Origin of the sequence: Rhodanobacter sp. Root179 (assembly GCF_001428465.1) — a bacterium.
In the GTDB taxonomy this organism is placed as follows: Bacteria; Pseudomonadota; Gammaproteobacteria; order Xanthomonadales; family Rhodanobacteraceae; genus Rhodanobacter.
Genome location: NZ_LMHR01000079.1, coordinates 48,770 through 66,085, shown reverse-complemented (window position 1 = coordinate 66,085; position 17,316 = coordinate 48,770). Strand labels below are relative to the sequence as shown.

The window sequence follows — 17,316 nt, the reverse complement described above, 5'->3', positions numbered from 1 at the left end:
AGAGGCTCAGGCAGCGGGCAGGCTTGCGGCAGGCGCATGCCCGATCGGCACCACCGCCTCGACCGACATCAGCACCGTGGCGCTGGCCAGCGCGCGAACCAGCGACGGCGAGCGATAGCTGCTGTCGGCAAGCCATCGCTGCCACACCGACTCGTCGACCTTCTCGTTGACGCCGGTGCCGAGCAGGCGATCGATCGGCGGCTTGAACTCCTTGTACAGGCCGCTCATGAATTCCCGGTACGAATTGCGCGGCACGCCGGTGTACGCGTCGGCGGCGGGCAGCAGCAGCCTGTCGCACGCCAGACCGGCGTCGATGGCCTTGCGCTGCAGCCAGGCCAGCGGCAGGTCGGGCAGCGGATCGGGCTTGCGGCCGGCGCCGTCGCAGTCGTTGCCGCCGCCGACGTCCGAATGCGAGCCGATGAACCAGCGCTGCTCGATCTCGATCTGCTCGTTCTTCTTGGAGGTAAGCGATTCGCCCGGCTTCACGGTGTACGGATTGCGCGTCCACACCGCGGGCGCGAAGTCGGACCGATGCTCGTCCAGCGCCAGGGCCTGGTAGGCGTATTTCACGATACGGCTCAGCTCGGTGTCGTGGAACCGGTAGCGCGCCCGGGCATACGGAAACCATGAGGCGGTGTCGGGAATGCCCAGCGAGCCGACCGTGTCCCACACGCCGATGAAGTGGATGTCCACCTCGATCGAATGCTCGGCGCGATAGGTGGCCGCGACGTCGCCGTCGGGTTTGCCGGAGGCGTCGCGATAGAGGTCATAGGCGGCGGACACGTCGGACTTCGCCACCTTGTCGTCGTTGCCGCAGCGGAGCAGGCCGCATTTGCGGATCAGTCCGGCGAGGCTGCGCGCGGTGTAGGCGCCGCGACTGAAGCCGAACAGGAAGATGCGGTCTCCCGGCTGCCATTGCTCGCACAGCCAGCGGTAGCCATCCAGCACGTTGCCGGACAGGCCGTAGCCGAACGCGCCGCCGAGCAGGTGGCTGATGCCGCGCGTCACGCCCACGCCGGGAATGTAGTTGACCAGTTGCGGATGGCCGTGGGCGTCGAGCGGTGCGATCAGCTGGCGCAGGCGTTCCACGTTGGTGTTGGATTCGGGCTTGTTCCAGGTGCCGTCGAACAGCAGCACCAGCTGGCGCGTGGCCATGATGTCCTCCGGCGCGCTGCGCAAGGGAATGCCTGGGCCGATTCTAGGGCAATGGCTGTGGGTGGCCAGTGCCGCGGGCAGGTTGCCGGGGGATGGTGCCGCGCGTGCGCGGCTGCTGCTGGCGCTTAGCGCGATATGGACATCCATTTGACGCGCGCTGGACCTGGCCGGGTCCAGGCTGGCCGCGGTTCCCAGCTGGAGCATGTCATGCCCTACAAGACCGTCAGCGAGTTGCCCGAGTCCGTGCGCGACCACGTGCCGAAGCACGCCCAGGAGATCTACAAGGAAGCGTTCAACAGCGCCTGGGACGAATACGCCGACAGCGACGAGCGCCGCGGCGACGAATCACGCGAGGAGGTGGCGCACAAGGTGGCGTGGTCGGCGGTGAAGAAGAAGTACGACAAGGGCAGCGACGGCGACTGGCATGCGAAGTAGCCTGCCGACCGTGGCGCATCAGGCGTGGGGCAGGCCACGCGCCCTGAGGAACTCGCGCGCCTCCGTGGCATCGCCTTCGAACCAGGCGCGGGTCGAGCCCAGCCGGAACGAGTAGCCCCAGGCGTCCATGTCGGTCATCAGGCGTTCGCGGCCGACACCGGGGAGCCGGTCGGCCAGTACGATCTGCAGGTAGCAGGTGGCGTCCTCTTCCTCGACCGAGTCGGTCGCGTCGGTATGCACCGTTGCGCGTTTTTCCTCGGGCAGCACGATCAGGTGGCCTGCCTCGTGCAACAGCGAATGCACCGGCGTGTCATCGCGCGCGTAGACCGTGGTGCCGATGATGCCGGCCTCGCGCTCACCCCAGAAACTGCCGGGAATCGGCGTGTCGTGGGCCACCCGTTCGAGTGTCAATCCGAACTGCGCGAGCAGCGCGGCGGGATCGGCGAAACCGATCTGGCCGACGCAGAGCACGCTGTCGGCCGGATCGCTGGCGGTGGAATGGGTGTCGGGGTGCATGGGGCGCGACGCGCGGACGATCCGGAATGAAGAGCGCCGGGCCGCGCGTGGCGGCCCGGCATGGACTTGGCGTGGGTGCTCAGCCGCTCTGGGCTTCGCTGCCGGCCGGCAGCTTGCCGTCGGGCAGGGTCACCGAGAGTTCGAGGATCTCGTGGCCGCTGTCGCGCTCGAAGTTGATGTTGATCGCATCGAGATCGACGTGGACGTACTTCTTGATCACTTCGAGCAACTCGTTGCGCATCATCGGCAGGTAGTCCGGCGCACCACGGGTGGAGCGCTCCTGCGCCACGATGATGCGCAGGCGCTCGCGCGCCACGCTGGCGGTGGCCTCGGGCTTTCGCTTGAGGAAATCGAGAATGCCCATCGTGATCAACCTCCGAACACGCGCTGGAGAAAGCCCTTCTTGGGCACGTCGATGAAGCGCAGCGGGCGCTCTTCGCCGAGGATGCGGGCCACGGTGTCGCTGTATGCCTGGCCGGCCAGCGAGTTGGCGTCGACGATGACCGGGATGCCGTTGTTGGAGGCGGTCAGCACGTTCTCCGACTCGGGGATCACGCCCACCACCTGGATGCCGAGGATTTCCTCGACGTCCTTCACGCTGAGCATTTCGCCGATGGCGACGCGGGCCGGGTTGTAGCGGGTCAGCAACAGGTGCTGGATGATCGGTGGCTCACCCTTCTCGGCGCGCCGGGTCTTGCTGGCCAGCAGGCCCAGGATGCGATCCGAGTCGCGCACCGAGGAGACTTCCGGGTTGACCACCACCACCGCATGGTCGGCGAAGTACATCGCCAGGTGGGCGCCTTTCTCGATGCCGGCGGGCGAGTCGCAGACCACGTAGTCGAAGCCGTCCTCGGACAGGCCGTCGAGCACCTTCTCGACGCCTTCCATGGTCAGCGCGTCCTTGTCGCGGGTCTGGCTGGCGGCCAGCACGTACAGGTTGTCGTAGCGCTTGTCCTTGATCAGCGACTGCTTCAGCGTGGCTTCGCCGTGCACGACGTTGACGAAGTCGTACACCACGCGCCGCTCGCAGCCCATGATCAGGTCGAGGTTGCGCAGGCCGACGTCGAAGTCGATCACGGCGACTTTCTTGCCGGCCATGGCCAGGCCGGTGGCGAGGGAGGCGCTGGTCGTCGTCTTGCCGACGCCGCCTTTGCCGGAGGTGACAACGATAATCTCAGCAGTCAAGGGCCCATCTCCGCAGGTTTGTTTTTGTTGTGGGTGATCACAGCCTGGCGATCATCAGTTTTTCGCCGTCGAGCCAGCATTGCACGGACTGGCCCTCGAGGTCGCCGGGAATCTGTTCGAACACGCGGTACTGGCCGGCGATCGCCACCAGTTCGGCGCGGAAGTCGGAAACGTAGATGCGTGCCTTCTCGTCGCCCTGCGCACCGGCCATGGCGCGGCCGCGCAGGCCGCCGTAGATGTGGATGTTGCCGTCGGCGATCACCTCGGCGCCGTTGGCCACCGCGCCGGTGACGATCAGGTCGCGGTCGCGGGCGTAGATCTGCTGGCCGGAACGGATCGAGCCGGCGTGATGCTGGGCGCCCACGTTGCCGGAGGCCGGTGCCGAAAGAATCGGTTCGCGCGCCGCCGCCGGGGCGGGCTCGCTGGGAGGCGTGGTGGCGGCCGGCGTGCCCGCGGCCGGTTCGTAGGCCGCACGGAACTTGGCGATCAGCGGCAGCCCCATCCGTTTGGCCAGCGCCTCGGTCTCGCTGGTGCCGTAGGCCAACCCCACCGGCAACATGCCGGCGCTGCGCACCGCTTCGAGCAGTGCGTCGACGGTGCCGTCGTCGGGCAGGTCGAGCAGGTGGCTGAGGTCCAGCACCACGGCGGCGCGGGCGAACATCTGCGGCGCGGCGCGCACGCGGCGTTCCAGTTCGTCGCACAGGGCGGCGGCGTCGACCCGACGTACCCGCACGCAGGCAAGGCCGACCTGGCCGAAGCGCAGGTCACAGGCGTCGGTGGCATCCATGCTTGCGTTCATGCGTGCCGCTCCCCGGCCAGGCGGAGCGGATGCGGCCGGGCGGTGTCCGGGCGTTCGCGTTCGGCCAGCCACGGCACGTCGGGCAGGCCACCTTTCTCGAGCCAGGTGTCGCGCACATAAGCGTAGCTGGGCAGGTCGCGGGCCAGCAGGCTGACCTGCGGGCCGTGCTCGCCCATGCGCTGCTGGCCGACTTCCTGGAAACCGTAGGTGCCGTGGAACAGCACGACCACGTCGTCGCGCGGCTCCAGGAACACTTCGCAGGTGAGCAGCGGCACGCGCACCTCGGCGTAGCTGTGCACGTCGCAATAGAAGATGCGGCCCAGCCCGTGGCGGCGGTAGGCGTTGGCGATCACGATGCGGTCGATGTACAGGAACTGCGGATAGTGCTCGGCGAACCAGCGATAGTTCGGGCTGTCGTAATCGCCGCCTTCGCGCAGCGCGATCAGGAAGCCGGCCAGCTGGCCGTCGATTTCGGCCACGCGGAAATATTCGGCGTGCTCGTGGAAATAGCGCAGCTGGGCAGGATCCAGTGCGAGGATGGAGCGACCGGCAGCGTTGTTGAGCGCCAGTACGGCATCCAGGTCGTGCTCGCGCACGTCGCGGATGGCAAGGGCCATTCGTTGCTCCGCAAGGGTGGATTCGGGGACGAGAGGCGACCGCTGCCTCGCGCAATGCCGCATTATGACATGCGCGGCAGGCCCTTACATCTCGCAAGGGCACATGTAAAAGCTTTGTAAAGCCGTTGTGCGGCGACAGCCGTGACCTGGCCGGGCATGACTTCTCGCGCATTGCGCGAATTCCCCGCGCAGCCAATGATGCGGGGATGCGCTGGCCCTTCTTCAACCATATCCGCCTGCTTCGCTATGCGGGCTTCTTCACCTATCTGTCGGTGGGGACGCCGCTGGTCACGAACTGGGCCACCGAACGGCTGACCCAACTGCAGCGGCCGAATTTTTCGCTGCTGCTGTGGACGCTGTGTTACCTGATCTTCGGCTTGATGTACTGGCTGCTGACCAGCAACCTCGGTTCGCGCCGCTACCCGGTGCTGAAACTGCTCGGGCTGACGCTGATGACAGCCGCCGCCGTGGCGGTGGGCTGGTACAGCCACAGCGGCCTGTCGGCGATGCTGATGGTGGTCGCCTCGCTGGTGCTGCCGTGGCTGCTGCCGTTCTCGCTGGCGGTGTTCTGGCTGGTGCTGCAGCACCTGAGCCTGGTGGCGATCTTCGCCACCTTCCCCGAATACGATCACAGCGTCGCCTTGGGGTTTCTCCAGGCCAGCATCTACCTGGGCATCTCGGTGCTGGTGTTCGTGACCTCGACGGTCGCCAGCCAGCAGGCCGAGCAGCGCGACGTGCAACGGCGGCTGAATTCCGAGCTGCGCGCCACCCGCGCCCTGCTGGCCGAATCCAGCCGCATCGCCGAACGCATGCGCATCGCGCGTGACCTGCATGACCTGATCGGCCACCACCTGACCGCGTTGAGCCTGAACCTCGAGGTGGCCAGCCATCTCACCAACGAAGCGGCCGGCGCCCACGTGCGCAAGGCGCAGAGCACCGCCAAGGTGCTGCTGGCCGACGTGCGCGAGGTGGTCAGCGAACTGCGCCAGGACGACGCGATCGACCTGACCCAGGCCTTGCGGGGACTGGCCGAGGGCGTGCCCGGTCTCGACGTGCACGTGGTGATGCCGCCACGTTTCAGCGTGGAGGACCCGCGCCGTGCCCAGGTGCTGCTGCGCTGCGCCCAGGAGATCATCACCAATGCCGCGCGCCACGCCGGCGCCCGCAACCTGTGGCTGAATTTCGCCTATGCCGGGGAAAACCTGATCGGCCTGCATGCGCGCGACGACGGCCGCGGCGCCGAGAACGTCGAGCCGGGCAACGGCCTGTCCGGCATGCGCGAGCGGCTGGCCGAGTTCGGCGGCAGCCTGAGCCTGGACAGCGCGCCGAGCCAGGGATTTGCGCTGACCGTGCGGCTGCCGCTGGGGGAACATGCCGCGCTGGCGCATGCGCCGACCCGGCTTGAGCCACCAGCGCTCAATGTGTCGTAATCTCTGCCGTCTGCGCCGGGGTGCGAAAGTGCGTCGGTGTTGGCAGCGGGGCCCTGCGCCAGCTGCCAGCATCCCATCGTCAAGCCACAGTTTTCCCGAGGATCCGCGATGATTTCCGTTTGTCTCGTCGACGACCAGAATCTGGTTCGCCAGGGCGTCCGCTCGCTGCTGGACCTGGCCGAGGACATCCGTGTGGTGGCCGAGTGCGCCGACGGCGCCCAGGCCGTGCAGGATATTCCGCGGATCAAGCCCGACGTGGTGCTGCTGGACCTGCGCATGCCGAACATGAGCGGGTTGGAGGTGCTGCAGGCGCTGTCCGCCCGCAACGAGCTGCCGCCCACGATCATCCTGACCACCTTCGATGACGACCAGCTGGTGCTGCAGGGCCTCAAGGCCGGCGCCCGCGGTTACCTGTTGAAGGACGTCTCGCTGGAGCAACTGGTCGAGGCCGTGCGCACGGTGGCCGCCGGCGGCTCGCTGGTGGCGCCGATGGTGACCCAGCGGCTGATGGCCGGGGTGTCGCGTATGCAGAACAACTTCACCAGCCTCGAGCAGCCCGACCCGCTGACCGAGCGCGAGACCGAGATCCTGCGGCTGCTGTCCGGCGGCTACAGCAACAAGGAGATCGCCAACTCGCTGAAGGTGGCCGAGGGCACGGTGAAGAACCACGTTTCCAACATCCTTTCCAAGCTGGGCGTGCGCGACCGCACGCGGGCCGTGCTGAAGGCGCTGGAAATGGGCATCGTCTGATGCCCGCCCGGGTGCAGGGCGCCCGGATGCGCCGTTTCAACGGGCTTTGGCCGGGCGTTTTTCGACCCTGCGCGGAGGCCGTCCGGGCGGATAGCGTTCCAGCCCGTGAGCAAGTAACATCCGTAGCTTCGGCGTTTGCCGACCCCCTGCCATGGCCCTCGGACCCCACCGAAGGGCGGGTTCGCGCGGAAGGCCGGGGCAACACTATCTAGGTATGGCGTAAAGACGCTTCGGAGAACTCTGGAATGATGCGTGTCTTTGAATTTCTTGTTGCCCTGGTCATCGTTGCGGTGCTCGGTGTCCTGGCGGCTGTGGTCATGCCCGGCAGCGGTCATGTGGAACGCCAGCTGGTCATCGGCAAGGACATGCGTCAGGTCTATGACGTGCTCGACAACTACCGCCGGCTGCCGGACTACTCGGTGCTGCGCTCGCTCGACCCCAAGGTGCAGTTCGCGTTCTCCGGCAAGGCCTACGGCCCGGGCGCCGAGATCAGCTGGACCACGACGGATGCCAAGCTGGGCAATGGTGGCCTGACCATCGCCAGCGCCACGCCCGAGTTCGACCAGATCGACGGCAACACCAAGAGCGCCAGCATCATCTGGAACCTGGACAACGACTGGCGCGGCCTGGACAAGCACTTCACGCTGGATCTGGAGCGCCAGGGCAACCGCGGCCAGCTGACCCAGGTGACCTGGTCGTATGACGTGTCCTACGGCTGGAACCTGATCAACCGCTTTGCCAATCTCTACATCCACGGCGATCCGGACTCCTTCATCCAGTTCAGCCTGAACAACCTGCAGAACGTGCTGGCCGGCGTGCCGAACATCGACTACAGCCAGCTGATCCCCTACATCGAACAGACCCAGCCCACTCCGGTGCTGCTGGTGTCGAGCTCGATCCAGCGCAAGGACGGCCTGGAAGGTCTGGACGACGCGGTGGCCAAGGCGACCACGGAAATCCAGGCGGCCGCCAAGAAGCTCGGCGTGAACATCACCGGCTCGCGCATCCTGATCACCACCAACTACGGTGACCAGACCTACAGCTTCGACGTGGCGTTCCCGATCGACAGCAGCACGCTGACCGTGAATGGCCAGAGCGAGCAGCTCACCGCCGCCACCCCGCCGTCGATCGACAATGCGGCTCCCGCCGAGGCGAGCAGCGCCGCTGGCGCAGCCGACAGCAGCGTGGCCGTCGGCAGTCGCGACCGCTTCGGTCGCCTAGTGTTGGATGGCAACGTTCGCGCCTCGCTGGCGTTCGGTGGCGCGGCGCTCAAGGGCGTGTGGAACGGCACGTTTGCCGGTGTGCCGCAGACCCGCGACATGCTCAAGGCTTACGCGCAGACCCATGGCTACAAGTACGACGAAGTGGTCAACCGCCCCTACGACGTGATTGCCACGCCGGAAGTGAAGGACGCCGGTGGCAACATCACGTCCTATGCCAAGTACAACGTGTACCTGCCGATCACCGACGCCCCGGAAAAGACTCCGGAGCAGGAAGCCGGTCTGCAGCCGCCCAGCCTGGAAGAGGCACCGGCAGCGGCCAGTTCCGCTCCCGCCCCGGCCGGCACGGCCGCGGCTCCGGCAGAGGCCGCCAGCGCGGGCGAGTAAACCCTCCGCGAACGGTCTTGCCGAAGTACAAAAAGGCCCTTCCACCGGAAGGGCCTTTTTCTTTCGGATCCCCCCGCGCTTCTTGCGGTACATTGCGGGACGCGCCGCGACAGCGCCCGGCCAGCTCTTCCGCCAGCTGGTCGCGCCGAACTCCACAGCCCGTCACCGGACATGATCGAAACCGACCAGCTCACCCGATGCTATGGCCACCTCACCGCCGTGGACGCGCTGAGCATCCGTGTCGAACCGGGCCAGGTGCTGGGCCTGCTTGGCCCGAACGGTGCCGGCAAGTCCACCGCGATGCGCATGATCGCCGGGTTTCTGGTGCCCACCTCGGGCACGGCACGGGTATGCGGCCACGACGTCAGCCGCGAGCCGTTGAAGGCGAAGCGGGCACTGGGCTACCTGCCGGAAGGCGCGCCCAGTTACGGCGAAATGACCGTGCGCGAGTTCCTCCATTTCATCGTGCGCATGCGCGGGCTCAAGGCGGAGACGGGCTATCGTCGTTTCGACGCGGTGGTGCAGCAACTGCAGCTGGAGGAAGTGCTGGAGGTATGCATCGACACGCTGTCGAAGGGCTTGCGCCGACGCGTCGGGCTGGCCCAGGCGATCCTGCACGATCCGCCGGTACTGATGCTGGATGAACCCACCGATGGCCTCGATCCAAACCAGAAGCACGCGGTGCGCCAGCTGATCGACGTGATGGCGCGCGACCGCACCATCCTGATCTCCACCCACCTGCTGGAAGAGGTCCACGCGCTGTGCAACCGGGTGGTGATCATCGCCCGTGGCAAGCTGCTGGCGGATGCCACGCCGGCCGAACTGGAAGCGCGCTCGCGCTATCACGGCGCGGTGTCGTTCAGCGCGCCGGGCAGCGGCATGTCGCAGGAGATGCTGGGGCGCCTGCCGCAGGTGGCGTCGATCGAGGTGGACCCGCTGGACGGGCGCATCACGGTGTTCCCGAAGCCCGGCGAACGCATCCTGGAAGCGGTGGAAACGCTGCTGCGCGAGCAGGGCCTGGAGGTTTCGGAAATCCAGCTCGAGCGTGGCCGGCTCGACGAGGTGTTCCGCCAGATCACCACCAGTGACGATCGCGCCGCCGAGGTTCGCGCATGAGCCCGGTCAACGCGGTGCTGCGGCGCGAGTTGCGCAGTTATTTCGTGACCCCGGTGGCCTACGTCTTCCTGGTGATCTTCCTGGTCCTGACCGGCATCCTCACGTTCTATGCGGGCGATTATTACGAGCGTGGCCAGGCCGACCTGCAGCCGTTCTTCGCGATGCATCCCTGGCTGTACCTGATCCTGGTGCCGGCGATCACCATGCGCATGTGGGCGGAGGAGGCCAAGGGCGGCACGCTGGAGTTGCTGCTGACCCTGCCGCTGACGCTGTGGCAGGCGATGCTGGGCAAATTCCTGGCAGCCTGGCTGTTCATCGGCCTGGCGCTGGCGCTGACCTTCCCGATCTGGATCACCGTCAACTACCTGGGTTCGCCGGACAACGGCATCATCCTGGCGGGATACCTGGGCAGCTGGCTGATGGCCGGCAGCTTCGTGGCGATCGGTGCCTGCCTGTCCGCACTGACCCGCAGCCAGGTGGTGGCCTTCATCCTCACCGCGCTGGTCTGCGTGTTGCTGATCCTGATCGGCCAGCCGCAGGTGCTCGATTTCTTCTCCGGTACCTTGCCGCGCAAGCTGATCAACGCGGTGGCGCACCTGTCGATGCTGCGCCACTTCGAGGCGATCGCGCGGGGCGTGCTGGACGTCCGCGACCTGTTGTATTTCCTGCTGAGCACGCTGGGCTGGCTGATCGCCGGCGTGCTGCTGCTCGACCTGAAGCGGACGCGCTGAAGCCATGTCCATGTCGCGCATCCGTCGCCTGTTCTCCACCCCGTTGCGACTGACCCGACGGGGTCTGCTCTACCTGGCGCTGGTGCTGCTGGTGCTGGTGTTCGTGCCACTGATCGTGGCCAGCAGTCGCTGGCTGCACGCGTCGCGGGTCGACCTCACCACCGACCAGCTGTACACGCTGACGCCGGGCACGCTGCACATCGTCGATACATTGCAGCGGCCGCTGCGGCTGACCTTGTACTTCTCCGAGCACGCCACCCGCGACCTGCCGCAACTGCGCAGTTACGAGCAGCGCGTGCGCGAGATGTTGCAGGAGATGGTGGCGCGTTCGCACGGGCGCATCCGCCTGCAGACCATCGACCCGGTGCCGTATTCCGATGACGAGGCCAGCGCCGAAGGCAGCGGCCTCACCGCAGCCAATGGCGGCAGCAACGGTGAGCGGGTGTTCTTCGGCCTCGCCGGCAGCGCCATGTCCGGCAGCGTCGATGGCGACAGCAACGATGACCGCGTCCCGGAGAAGACGCTGTCGATCGCGTTCTTCGATCCCTCGCGCGAGGCGTTCCTCGAGTACGACATCGCCAAGCTGGTGTACGAACTGAACCAGACCAGCAAGCCGCAGGTCGGCGTGATCAGCTCGCTGCCGGTCGAGGGCAACCCGGTGCTCAGCGAGCAGCCGTGGACGGTCCTGCAGCAACTGGGCCAGCTGTTCGACCTCAAGACGATCGATCCGGCCACGCTGCAAAAAGTGGACGACAAGATCCGCGTGCTGTTGCTGATCCAGCCCAGGCGCCTGACTCCCGATGCGCAATATGCGATCGACCAGTACGTGCTGGGCGGCGGGCACCTGGTGGTATTCGTCGATCCGGACGCCGAGCTGGACACCTCGCCCTACGGGCCGGAGAGCATCACCTTTCCCGATCGTGCGTCGGACCTGCCGCGGCTGTTCAAGGCGTGGGGCGTGGTCTACGACCCGCACAAGGTGGTGCTCGATCGTACCCGCGCGTTGCAGATCGAGCTGGCCGGCAGCAGTCTCAACCATCCGGCGATGCTGGACCTGGGCGCGCAGGAACTGAACCGCAACGATGCGGTGACCGCCAGCCTGCAGCGCATCAACGTCTCCACCGCAGGCTTCTTCGACCTTGCCGCGAATGCGCACACTCGGCTGATCCCGTTGTTGCAGAGCAGTGCCGAGGCCGAGGTGGTGTCCACCCAGCGCGTGCTGGACGCGAGCAACGATCCCACTACGCTGCTGCAGAACTACCATCCCGACGGCGCCCACTACCTGCTCGCGGCGCGCTTGCACGGCACCTTCGACAGCGCGTTCCCGGAGCGCGCCGGCGTGGCCGGCCATCGTGCGCGCTCGGCCGCGAATGCCGAGGTGATCCTGGTTGCCGACACCGACCTGCTCAGCGATCGCCTGTGGGTCGAGCCGCAGACCATTCTTGGCCAGACCATGATGCGGATCTTCGCCAACAACGGCGACCTGGTGACCAATCTGGTGGACAACCTCAGCGGCTCGTCGGCGCTGCTGTCGATCCGCGGCCGCTCCACTTCGCAGCGCCCCTTCACCCGGGTGCAGGCATTGCGCAACGTGGCCGACCAGAAATTCCTGCAGAAGGAGCAGGAGCTGGAGCAGGAGCTTGCCGACACCCGGCGGCGGCTGGACGAGCTGCAACCCGTCAAGGGCGGCCACGGCAGCACCGCCACGGCCGAGCAGCGGCGCGAGATCGAGCAGTTCCGCCAGCGCCAGCTGGCGATCAACAAGGAACTGCGCGACGTGCAGCACCAGCTCAATGCGGAGATCGATGCGCTGGGGCTGCGGGTGAAGGTCACCAATATCGTGGCGATCCCCGCCCTGGTGGTGCTGTTCGGCCTGTTGTACGGCTGGCGCAGGGGGCGCTACGGCCGCCGCCGCCGGTGACGGCGGCAATCTGCCGCAAGCACGCGGACCCTTGAAAGCTGACGCGATGGCGGTGCGGCGTTAAGCTGGGCGGTCGCCGGCCGCCGCCGGTGCAGACAGAAGTACCGGTGCAGTGACTGCAAGCCTGTTGAAATGGATCGTGCCGTGGGAGTTTTCGTGGGTCTTGCTCACGTGCTTCGTGGTGGCCAGTGTGCTGTACCTGCGCGGTTGCCGCCGACGGCCGGTGCGATTCGCCAGCAAGCTGGCGTTCTGGTCGGGCATGGCGATCATCTATTTGTCGCTGCACACGTATCTGGACTACTACGCCGAGCATGAGTTCTTCATGCACCGCATCCAGCAGTTGCTGCTGCATCACATCGCACCGCTGCTGATCGTCGCGGCGTATCCGGCCGCCGTATTGCGCGCCGGCCTGCCGCTGGCCTGGCGGGTACGCGTGCTGCGTCCGTTGCAGCGCTCGTGGCCGTGGCGGCTGGTATTCGGCGTGCTGTGGAATCCGACCGTCGCCACTCTGCTGTTCATCGCCTTCATCCTGATCTGGCTGGTTCCCGATTTGCAGACGCTGGCGATGCTGGACTGGCGCATCTACCGCTTCATGAACTGGAGCATGCTGGTCAGCGGTTTCGCCTACTGGTCGCTGGTGCTCGATCACCGGCCGCATCCGCCGGGACGGATGACCGCCGGGCTGCGCGTGCTGTCGCCGGCGATCACCATGACGCCGCAGATCGTCGCCGGAGCGATCGTCACGTTCTCGAAGACCGACCTCTATCCGATCTTCGAGATCTGCGGACGCGCGTTCACCTTCAACGTGCTCACCGGCCAGCTGATCGGCGGCGTGATCATCTGGGTGCCGTCGGCCCTGGTGGAGTCGATCGGCGGGCTGATGGCGCTGCGCCTGTGGCTGCGCCTGTCACGCAACGGTCGGTTGCCGCGCAAGCCGCCGCGCAGGACGGCCCGGGCATTGGCCGGCAAGGCAACGGTTACGGACGCTCAGTGATCGTGTGATATCGCGCCGTGGTCCATGCCGGGCATGGCGGGGTCGGCATGAGCGTCGCCGGCGTCCAGCGCATTGGCCGGTCGTGCGATGAAGTCGGTGGCCAGGGTGCTGCCGTCGGCGAACTTCAGGGTCAGCGTCACGGCGTCGCCCGGTTTCACCGGCTGGCTCGGTTGCATCAGCATGAGGTGGTAGCCCGCCGGCGCCAGCGCGGCCTTGCCGTGCGCGGGCACGTCGAGCGAGTCGACCATGCTCATGCGACTGACGCCGCCGGCGGTCGAACTCTGGTGCAGCATCGCCTCGGCGTAGATCGTGCTGCTGGCGCCGCGCAACGCGATCGGCGCGCCGCTGTCGTTTTCCAGCGTGACATAGGCGCCGGCGGGCAGGGCGCCGGGCAGCACGCGAATCCACGCATGGCTGGCATGGATGTGGTCGGCATCGGCCGCGTGGGCGACGCCGGCCAGCAGCAGGCCGGCGCACAGCAGCGACAGTCGGGGAAGTTTCATTCGTGGGCTCCGGTGTTCAGCAGCAGGTGCAGGTCGTGGACGAGGTCGTCGTGCGAGGCGGAAGGGGTGGCCAGCACGCGGGCATGGCCCTCGCGGTCGAACACGTAGATCGCCGAACTGTGGCTGACCTCGTAATTGCCGTCGGCATCGCCCGGTTCGCGGGTGAAGGCCGAGCGGTAGCGCTTGCTCAACGTTTCGACGGCGCGAGCGCTGCCGACCAGGCCCACCGCGCGCGGATCGAACGCGTTGACGTAGGCGTGCATGATCGCTGGCGTGTCGCGTGCCGGATCGACGCTGACGAACAGGATGCGCGCGTCGTCGGCCAATGGTCCCAGCCGTTGCATCACCACGTGCAACTGGGCCAGGGTCAGCGGGCAGACGTCGGGGCAATGGGTGTAGCCGAAGTACAGCAGCACCACCTTGCCGCGATAGTCGGCGCCGGTGACCGCCTTGCCGTTGTCGTCGGTGAGCTTGAAGTCGAGATCGGGCATGTGGCCGCTGATGTTGGTCAGCCGGAACGGCGGCTGGTCGTGCTGACAGCCGCCCAGCAACAGGCCGACAGCGAGCAGCAACAGCAGCAGCGCGGGGCGCAGCCAGTGGCGGGGCTTCATGCGAGAATCCTTGGTCTTCATCCGTTCAAGCATACGACACCGGCCGCGTTGCCGGGTTCGCCGGCCAGGGATACGAGCACCATGCGACAACCTGTCAGTACCCGTGTTGCCGTGCTGGTCGGCATTGCCGGAGCCAGCGCGGTGCTGCTGGGCGCGTTCGGCGCACATGCGCTGCGCGGCGTGCTCGACGGGCGTGGCACGGAGTTGTGGCATACGGCGGTGAACTACCACGTGTGGCATGCGCTGGCGCTGGTCATGACGGCTGCGCTGGGGCGTGGCCGCAGCGGCCGGGTGGCGCTGCTCGCGTTCGGCGCCGGCATCGTGTTGTTCAGCGGCAGCCTGTATGCGCTGGCGCTGGGTGCGCCGCGCTGGGTGGGCATCATCACGCCGTTCGGCGGGCTGGCCTTGGTGGTCGGCTGGCTTGCGCTTGGCTGGACGCTGCGTACGCGCAACGAATAGTTCTTGCGAGTGTCATGCCGCCGTCATGCCCGGCTGCGATCGTGTTTGCATGAATACGCAGACCGTCCCCTGGCAGCGCTCACGTGCGACATGGTCGCCCGGCCTCTTTCTGCACAAGCTGCGCGGGCCCGGCCTGATCCTGCTTGCGGCGTTGTCGCTGGGGCTGTCGTGGTCGTGGTTGCCGGCTTCTGCCGGGGCAGATGAGACCGACCCGGTCGGCCAGCTGGTGCACTGGCGGGATGCGGCCCACGACTGGCTGCTGGTGGTGGACCCGGAGACCCGCGAACTGGTGGTCTACGACGCCAACGACGGCCGTCCACTGGAGCGACTGGGTGCAGACGACGGGCTGCCGGACGTTCATTCGATCGCGCAGCTGGGCTCGTTGCTGCTCGTGATGGATCGGCAGGGTTCAAAGCTGCGCCTGTTGAAGCTGCCCCAGCTGCAGCAGGTGGCCTTCGATCCGCGCTGAGCGAATCAGGCGCCGCCGGCCAGTGGTGCGATCACATGCAGCACCAGGTCGGCGCAGAAGTGCGCCAGCATCGCGTGCTCCAGGCCGTACTTCCAGAACAGCACGCCGGTCACCGTTCCGACCACGGCGTTGAGCAGGACGATCTTGCCGATCAGCAACGATGCCGGTGTCGCCGTGATCGCGAAGACTGCCGGCAGATGGCCGGCGCCGAACAGCAGCGCGGCCAGCACGATGGCCATCACGAACATCCACGGCAGCGCCACGTTGCGGTGGCTTCGCGCCAGCAGCCAGACGAACAGGCTGACCAGCAGCAGCCGGCAGCCGACTTCCTCCACGATGCCGCCATAGAACGACGCCAGCGCGCCACGCCAGGCCCAGCCTGCGGCGCTGGTGGCATGTTCGGCCGGAAGCGTGGGCCCAAGCAACGACAGGCCGAGCACCAGCACGGCAGCGCCCGCGCCGAGCGACATGGCCAGGCCCCAGCGCGCGGGCCGCCCCGGTTCGAGCGGACGCCGATAGACCCGACTGCGCAGCCACGGTGCATCCAGTCCGTGCGGCGCGCCCAGGTACAAGCCGAGCCAGGCGAGCAGCCAGCACATCACGCCAGCCTGGATCGTCTGCGCCGCCACCACGACCGGCAGGGGCAAGGGCAGTGCAGCCAGTTTCTGCGGCATCAGCACCAGCAGATACGGCCACAGCGCCAGGGTGGACAGCAAACCGGCCACGCCGAGCAGCATGGCGAGCTTCAGATGGGGCCCCTTGACGGGCAGGGCGGCGGGCGCGATGGTTGGCATGGAGTGATGCTCTTGCAGTGGAGGTCAGTCCGGGTCGTGGTCGACCGCGGCCGTGCCGGGGTTGCCTTTCAGGCGGCCAGCCTTGCGCAGCGCCTCGCGCAGCACGTATTCGATCTGTGCGTTGAGGCTGCGCAGTTCGTCATCGGACCAGCGCTGCATCGCGTCCAGCACGACGGCGTTGATGCGCAGCGGATAGGCTTTTTTTTCGGCGGCCATGCCGGCTCAGCGCCGCAGGCGTCCACGCCTTGCGGCGTGGCTCGCAATGAACACGATCAGCAGGATGGCGATGAGGCTGCCCATGACCATCCCCTCAGTACAGCGTGCCGGTGTTCAGCACCGGCTGGGTGCCGCGCTCGCCGCACAGCACCACCAGCAGGTTGCTGACCATCGCCGCCTTGCGCTCTTCGTCCAGGTTCACCACGCCGCGCTGGCTGAGCTGGTCCAGCGCCATCTCGACCATGCTCACCGCGCCTTCGACGATTTTCGTGCGGGCGGCGATGATCGCACCGGCCTGTTGCCGCTGCAGCATCGCCTGGGCGATTTCCTGGGCGTAGGCAAGGTGGCTGATGCGCGCTTCCACCACCTGCACGCCGGCCTTGCCCAGGCGGGTCTGGATCTCGTCGCGCAGGTGCGTGTTGATCTCGTCGCCGTGGCTGCGCAGCGAGGGCTTGCCGTCCTCGTGGGCGTCGTAGGGGTAGCTCTGCGCCATCTGCCGCAGCGCGGATTCGCTCTGGATGTGCACGTAGTTTTCGTAGTCGTCGACGCAGAACACCGCCTCGGCCGTGTCCAGCACCTGCCATACCACCACGGCGCCGATCTCGATCGGGTTGCCGTCGTTGTCGTTGACCTTCAGCTTGCCGCTCTCGAAGTTGCGCACGCGCAGCGAGATGCGCTGGCGGCTGTAGAACGGATTGGTCCAGCGCAGGCCCTCGTGGCGCACGGTGCCGGCGTACTTGCCGAACAACTGCAGGACCTGGCCTTCATTCGGGGCAACCTGGAAGAAGCCCTTGAGCATGAAGCTGTCGATCGCCAGCAGGATCACGCCGGTGAACACCTGGAACAGCGGAGGGGCATCCGGATGACCGTGGATGGCGGATACCACCAGTGCCACGCCGATCCCGGCCAGTACCAGGCACAACCCTACGAAAGGGATGCCGGCGACGGAAAAGCCATTGTGTTCGTTCATGAGGAGTCTCCCTGAGGTGAGATGATTAGATATCAAAA

General features: G+C 66.9%; 21 protein-coding genes. 10 read left to right on the top strand and 11 right to left on the bottom strand.

Annotated features, from left to right (window positions below):
• Positions 1-6: 6 nt before the first annotated feature.
• Positions 7-1,359, bottom strand: a complete 1,353-nt coding sequence (locus ASD82_RS10410) for a DUF2235 domain-containing protein (RefSeq protein ID WP_235580687.1) — start codon at positions 1,357-1,359, stop codon at positions 7-9.
• A gap of 3 nt (positions 1,360-1,362) precedes the next feature.
• On the opposite strand from ASD82_RS10410, the gene chaB reads away from it, so the two are divergent.
• The gene (gene chaB / locus ASD82_RS10405) at positions 1,363-1,590 is read left to right on the top strand and encodes a putative cation transport regulator ChaB (RefSeq protein WP_056717755.1); all 228 of its coding nucleotides are present in this window, start codon (positions 1,363-1,365) and stop codon (positions 1,588-1,590) included.
• An 18-nt stretch (positions 1,591-1,608) separates the two neighbouring features.
• On the opposite strand, the gene ASD82_RS10400 is transcribed toward chaB, so the two are convergent.
• From ASD82_RS10400 to ASD82_RS10380, 5 genes are all read right to left on the bottom strand, one after another.
• Positions 1,609-2,106: a hypothetical protein gene (locus ASD82_RS10400; protein ID WP_056717754.1), complete on the bottom strand. Its 498-nt coding sequence runs from the start codon at positions 2,104-2,106 to the stop codon at positions 1,609-1,611.
• Positions 2,107-2,185: 79 nt separating this feature from the next.
• Complete coding sequence (gene minE / locus ASD82_RS10395; RefSeq protein ID WP_056717753.1) at positions 2,186-2,470, bottom strand: cell division topological specificity factor MinE; 285 nt, start codon at positions 2,468-2,470, stop codon at positions 2,186-2,188.
• 5 nt (positions 2,471-2,475) lie between these two features.
• The gene (gene minD, locus ASD82_RS10390) at positions 2,476-3,291 is read right to left on the bottom strand and encodes a septum site-determining protein MinD (protein WP_056717752.1); all 816 of its coding nucleotides are present in this window, start codon (positions 3,289-3,291) and stop codon (positions 2,476-2,478) included.
• A gap of 37 nt (positions 3,292-3,328) precedes the next feature.
• The gene (minC, locus tag ASD82_RS10385; protein ID WP_056717751.1) at positions 3,329-4,090 is read right to left on the bottom strand and encodes a septum site-determining protein MinC; all 762 of its coding nucleotides are present in this window, start codon (positions 4,088-4,090) and stop codon (positions 3,329-3,331) included.
• The gene (locus tag ASD82_RS10380) at positions 4,087-4,707 is read right to left on the bottom strand and encodes a GNAT family N-acetyltransferase (protein WP_056717750.1); all 621 of its coding nucleotides are present in this window, start codon (positions 4,705-4,707) and stop codon (positions 4,087-4,089) included. Before ASD82_RS10380 ends, minC begins: the two co-directional genes overlap by 4 nt.
• Before the next feature lie 206 nt (positions 4,708-4,913).
• Between ASD82_RS10380 and ASD82_RS10375 the strand changes: the two genes are divergently transcribed.
• The 7 genes from ASD82_RS10375 to ASD82_RS10345 all read left to right on the top strand — a co-directional run bounded on the left by ASD82_RS10375 (position 4,914) and on the right by ASD82_RS10345 (position 13,256).
• Complete coding sequence (locus ASD82_RS10375) at positions 4,914-6,137, top strand: sensor histidine kinase (RefSeq protein ID WP_056717749.1); 1,224 nt, start codon at positions 4,914-4,916, stop codon at positions 6,135-6,137.
• A gap of 108 nt (positions 6,138-6,245) precedes the next feature.
• Positions 6,246-6,887: a response regulator transcription factor gene (locus ASD82_RS10370; protein ID WP_007806385.1), complete on the top strand. Its 642-nt coding sequence runs from the start codon at positions 6,246-6,248 to the stop codon at positions 6,885-6,887.
• 245 nt (positions 6,888-7,132) lie between these two features.
• Positions 7,133-8,494: a hypothetical protein gene (locus ASD82_RS10365; RefSeq protein WP_056717748.1), complete on the top strand. Its 1,362-nt coding sequence runs from the start codon at positions 7,133-7,135 to the stop codon at positions 8,492-8,494.
• A gap of 171 nt (positions 8,495-8,665) precedes the next feature.
• Positions 8,666-9,610, top strand: coding sequence for an ABC transporter ATP-binding protein (locus ASD82_RS10360; protein ID WP_056717747.1), 945 nt, complete (start codon positions 8,666-8,668; stop codon positions 9,608-9,610).
• Positions 9,607-10,341 (top strand): ABC transporter permease subunit, encoded by a 735-nt coding sequence (locus ASD82_RS10355; RefSeq protein ID WP_056717746.1) that lies wholly within the window; start codon positions 9,607-9,609, stop codon positions 10,339-10,341. The genes ASD82_RS10360 and ASD82_RS10355 overlap by 4 nt, the downstream gene beginning before the upstream one ends.
• 4 nt (positions 10,342-10,345) lie before the next feature.
• Positions 10,346-12,262 (top strand): Gldg family protein, encoded by a 1,917-nt coding sequence (locus ASD82_RS10350; RefSeq protein ID WP_056717745.1) that lies wholly within the window; start codon positions 10,346-10,348, stop codon positions 12,260-12,262.
• 112 nt (positions 12,263-12,374) lie between these two features.
• The gene (locus tag ASD82_RS10345; protein WP_056717744.1) at positions 12,375-13,256 is read left to right on the top strand and encodes a cytochrome c oxidase assembly protein; all 882 of its coding nucleotides are present in this window, start codon (positions 12,375-12,377) and stop codon (positions 13,254-13,256) included.
• Here ASD82_RS10345 and ASD82_RS10340 read toward each other — a convergent pair.
• Together ASD82_RS10340 and ASD82_RS10335 are read right to left on the bottom strand one after the other, a co-directional pair.
• The gene (locus ASD82_RS10340) at positions 13,250-13,759 is read right to left on the bottom strand and encodes a copper chaperone PCu(A)C (RefSeq protein WP_056717743.1); all 510 of its coding nucleotides are present in this window, start codon (positions 13,757-13,759) and stop codon (positions 13,250-13,252) included. The two genes, ASD82_RS10345 and ASD82_RS10340, sit on opposite strands and share 7 nt — an antisense overlap.
• Positions 13,756-14,370 carry an SCO family protein gene (locus ASD82_RS10335; protein ID WP_056717802.1) on the bottom strand — a complete coding sequence of 205 codons (615 nt, stop codon included), beginning with the start codon at positions 14,368-14,370 and terminating at the stop codon, positions 13,756-13,758. The genes ASD82_RS10340 and ASD82_RS10335 overlap by 4 nt, the downstream gene beginning before the upstream one ends.
• 81 nt (positions 14,371-14,451) lie before the next feature.
• Here ASD82_RS10335 and ASD82_RS10330 point away from each other — a divergent pair, with 81 nt between their 5' ends.
• Entirely contained in the window at positions 14,452-14,829 is a 378-nt protein-coding gene (locus tag ASD82_RS10330) for a DUF423 domain-containing protein (RefSeq protein ID WP_056717742.1), read from the top strand.
• Positions 14,830-14,878: 49 nt separating this feature from the next.
• A complete protein-coding gene (locus tag ASD82_RS10325; protein ID WP_200950283.1) occupies positions 14,879-15,298 on the top strand; it encodes a hypothetical protein in 420 nt (139 codons plus the stop codon).
• A 5-nt stretch (positions 15,299-15,303) separates the two neighbouring features.
• Here the strand turns inward: ASD82_RS10325 and ASD82_RS10320 are convergent, their stop codons facing one another.
• The 3 genes from ASD82_RS10320 to ASD82_RS10310 all read right to left on the bottom strand — a co-directional run bounded on the left by ASD82_RS10320 (position 15,304) and on the right by ASD82_RS10310 (position 17,278).
• Positions 15,304-16,092 carry a CPBP family glutamic-type intramembrane protease gene (locus tag ASD82_RS10320; RefSeq protein WP_056717741.1) on the bottom strand — a complete coding sequence of 263 codons (789 nt, stop codon included), beginning with the start codon at positions 16,090-16,092 and terminating at the stop codon, positions 15,304-15,306.
• A 24-nt stretch (positions 16,093-16,116) separates the two neighbouring features.
• Complete coding sequence (locus ASD82_RS10315) at positions 16,117-16,308, bottom strand: hypothetical protein (protein ID WP_056717740.1); 192 nt, start codon at positions 16,306-16,308, stop codon at positions 16,117-16,119.
• Positions 16,309-16,402: 94 nt separating this feature from the next.
• A complete protein-coding gene (locus ASD82_RS10310) occupies positions 16,403-17,278 on the bottom strand; it encodes an SPFH domain-containing protein (RefSeq protein ID WP_056717739.1) in 876 nt (291 codons plus the stop codon).
• Positions 17,279-17,316: the final 38 nt, after the last annotated feature.

Bases quoted from the DNA above. Each gene is read 5' to 3' on its own strand.
- ASD82_RS10325 (WP_200950283.1), top strand. From the start codon at position 14,879: ATGAATACGCAGACCGTCCCCTGGCAGCGCTCACGTGCGACATGGTCG.
- ASD82_RS10315 (WP_056717740.1), bottom strand. From the start codon at position 16,308: ATGGCCGCCGAAAAAAAAGCCTATCCGCTGCGCATCAACGCCGTCGTG.
- ASD82_RS10400 (WP_056717754.1), bottom strand. From the start codon at position 2,106: ATGCACCCCGACACCCATTCCACCGCCAGCGATCCGGCCGACAGCGTG.
- minE (WP_056717753.1), bottom strand. From the start codon at position 2,470: ATGGGCATTCTCGATTTCCTCAAGCGAAAGCCCGAGGCCACCGCCAGC.
- ASD82_RS10355 (WP_056717746.1), top strand. From the start codon at position 9,607: ATGAGCCCGGTCAACGCGGTGCTGCGGCGCGAGTTGCGCAGTTATTTC.
- ASD82_RS10330 (WP_056717742.1), top strand. From the start codon at position 14,452: ATGCGACAACCTGTCAGTACCCGTGTTGCCGTGCTGGTCGGCATTGCC.
- ASD82_RS10410 (WP_235580687.1), bottom strand. From the start codon at position 1,359: ATGCTCCAGCTGGGAACCGCGGCCAGCCTGGACCCGGCCAGGTCCAGC.
- ASD82_RS10375 (WP_056717749.1), top strand. From the start codon at position 4,914: ATGCGCTGGCCCTTCTTCAACCATATCCGCCTGCTTCGCTATGCGGGC.
- minC (WP_056717751.1), bottom strand. From the start codon at position 4,090: ATGAACGCAAGCATGGATGCCACCGACGCCTGTGACCTGCGCTTCGGC.
- ASD82_RS10380 (WP_056717750.1), bottom strand. From the start codon at position 4,707: ATGGCCCTTGCCATCCGCGACGTGCGCGAGCACGACCTGGATGCCGTA.
- ASD82_RS10340 (WP_056717743.1), bottom strand. From the start codon at position 13,759: ATGAAACTTCCCCGACTGTCGCTGCTGTGCGCCGGCCTGCTGCTGGCC.
- ASD82_RS10320 (WP_056717741.1), bottom strand. From the start codon at position 16,092: ATGCCAACCATCGCGCCCGCCGCCCTGCCCGTCAAGGGGCCCCATCTG.
- ASD82_RS10370 (WP_007806385.1), top strand. From the start codon at position 6,246: ATGATTTCCGTTTGTCTCGTCGACGACCAGAATCTGGTTCGCCAGGGC.
- ASD82_RS10350 (WP_056717745.1), top strand. From the start codon at position 10,346: ATGTCCATGTCGCGCATCCGTCGCCTGTTCTCCACCCCGTTGCGACTG.
- ASD82_RS10310 (WP_056717739.1), bottom strand. From the start codon at position 17,278: ATGAACGAACACAATGGCTTTTCCGTCGCCGGCATCCCTTTCGTAGGG.
- ASD82_RS10335 (WP_056717802.1), bottom strand. From the start codon at position 14,370: ATGAAGCCCCGCCACTGGCTGCGCCCCGCGCTGCTGCTGTTGCTGCTC.
- ASD82_RS10360 (WP_056717747.1), top strand. From the start codon at position 8,666: ATGATCGAAACCGACCAGCTCACCCGATGCTATGGCCACCTCACCGCC.
- chaB (WP_056717755.1), top strand. From the start codon at position 1,363: ATGCCCTACAAGACCGTCAGCGAGTTGCCCGAGTCCGTGCGCGACCAC.
- ASD82_RS10365 (WP_056717748.1), top strand. From the start codon at position 7,133: ATGATGCGTGTCTTTGAATTTCTTGTTGCCCTGGTCATCGTTGCGGTG.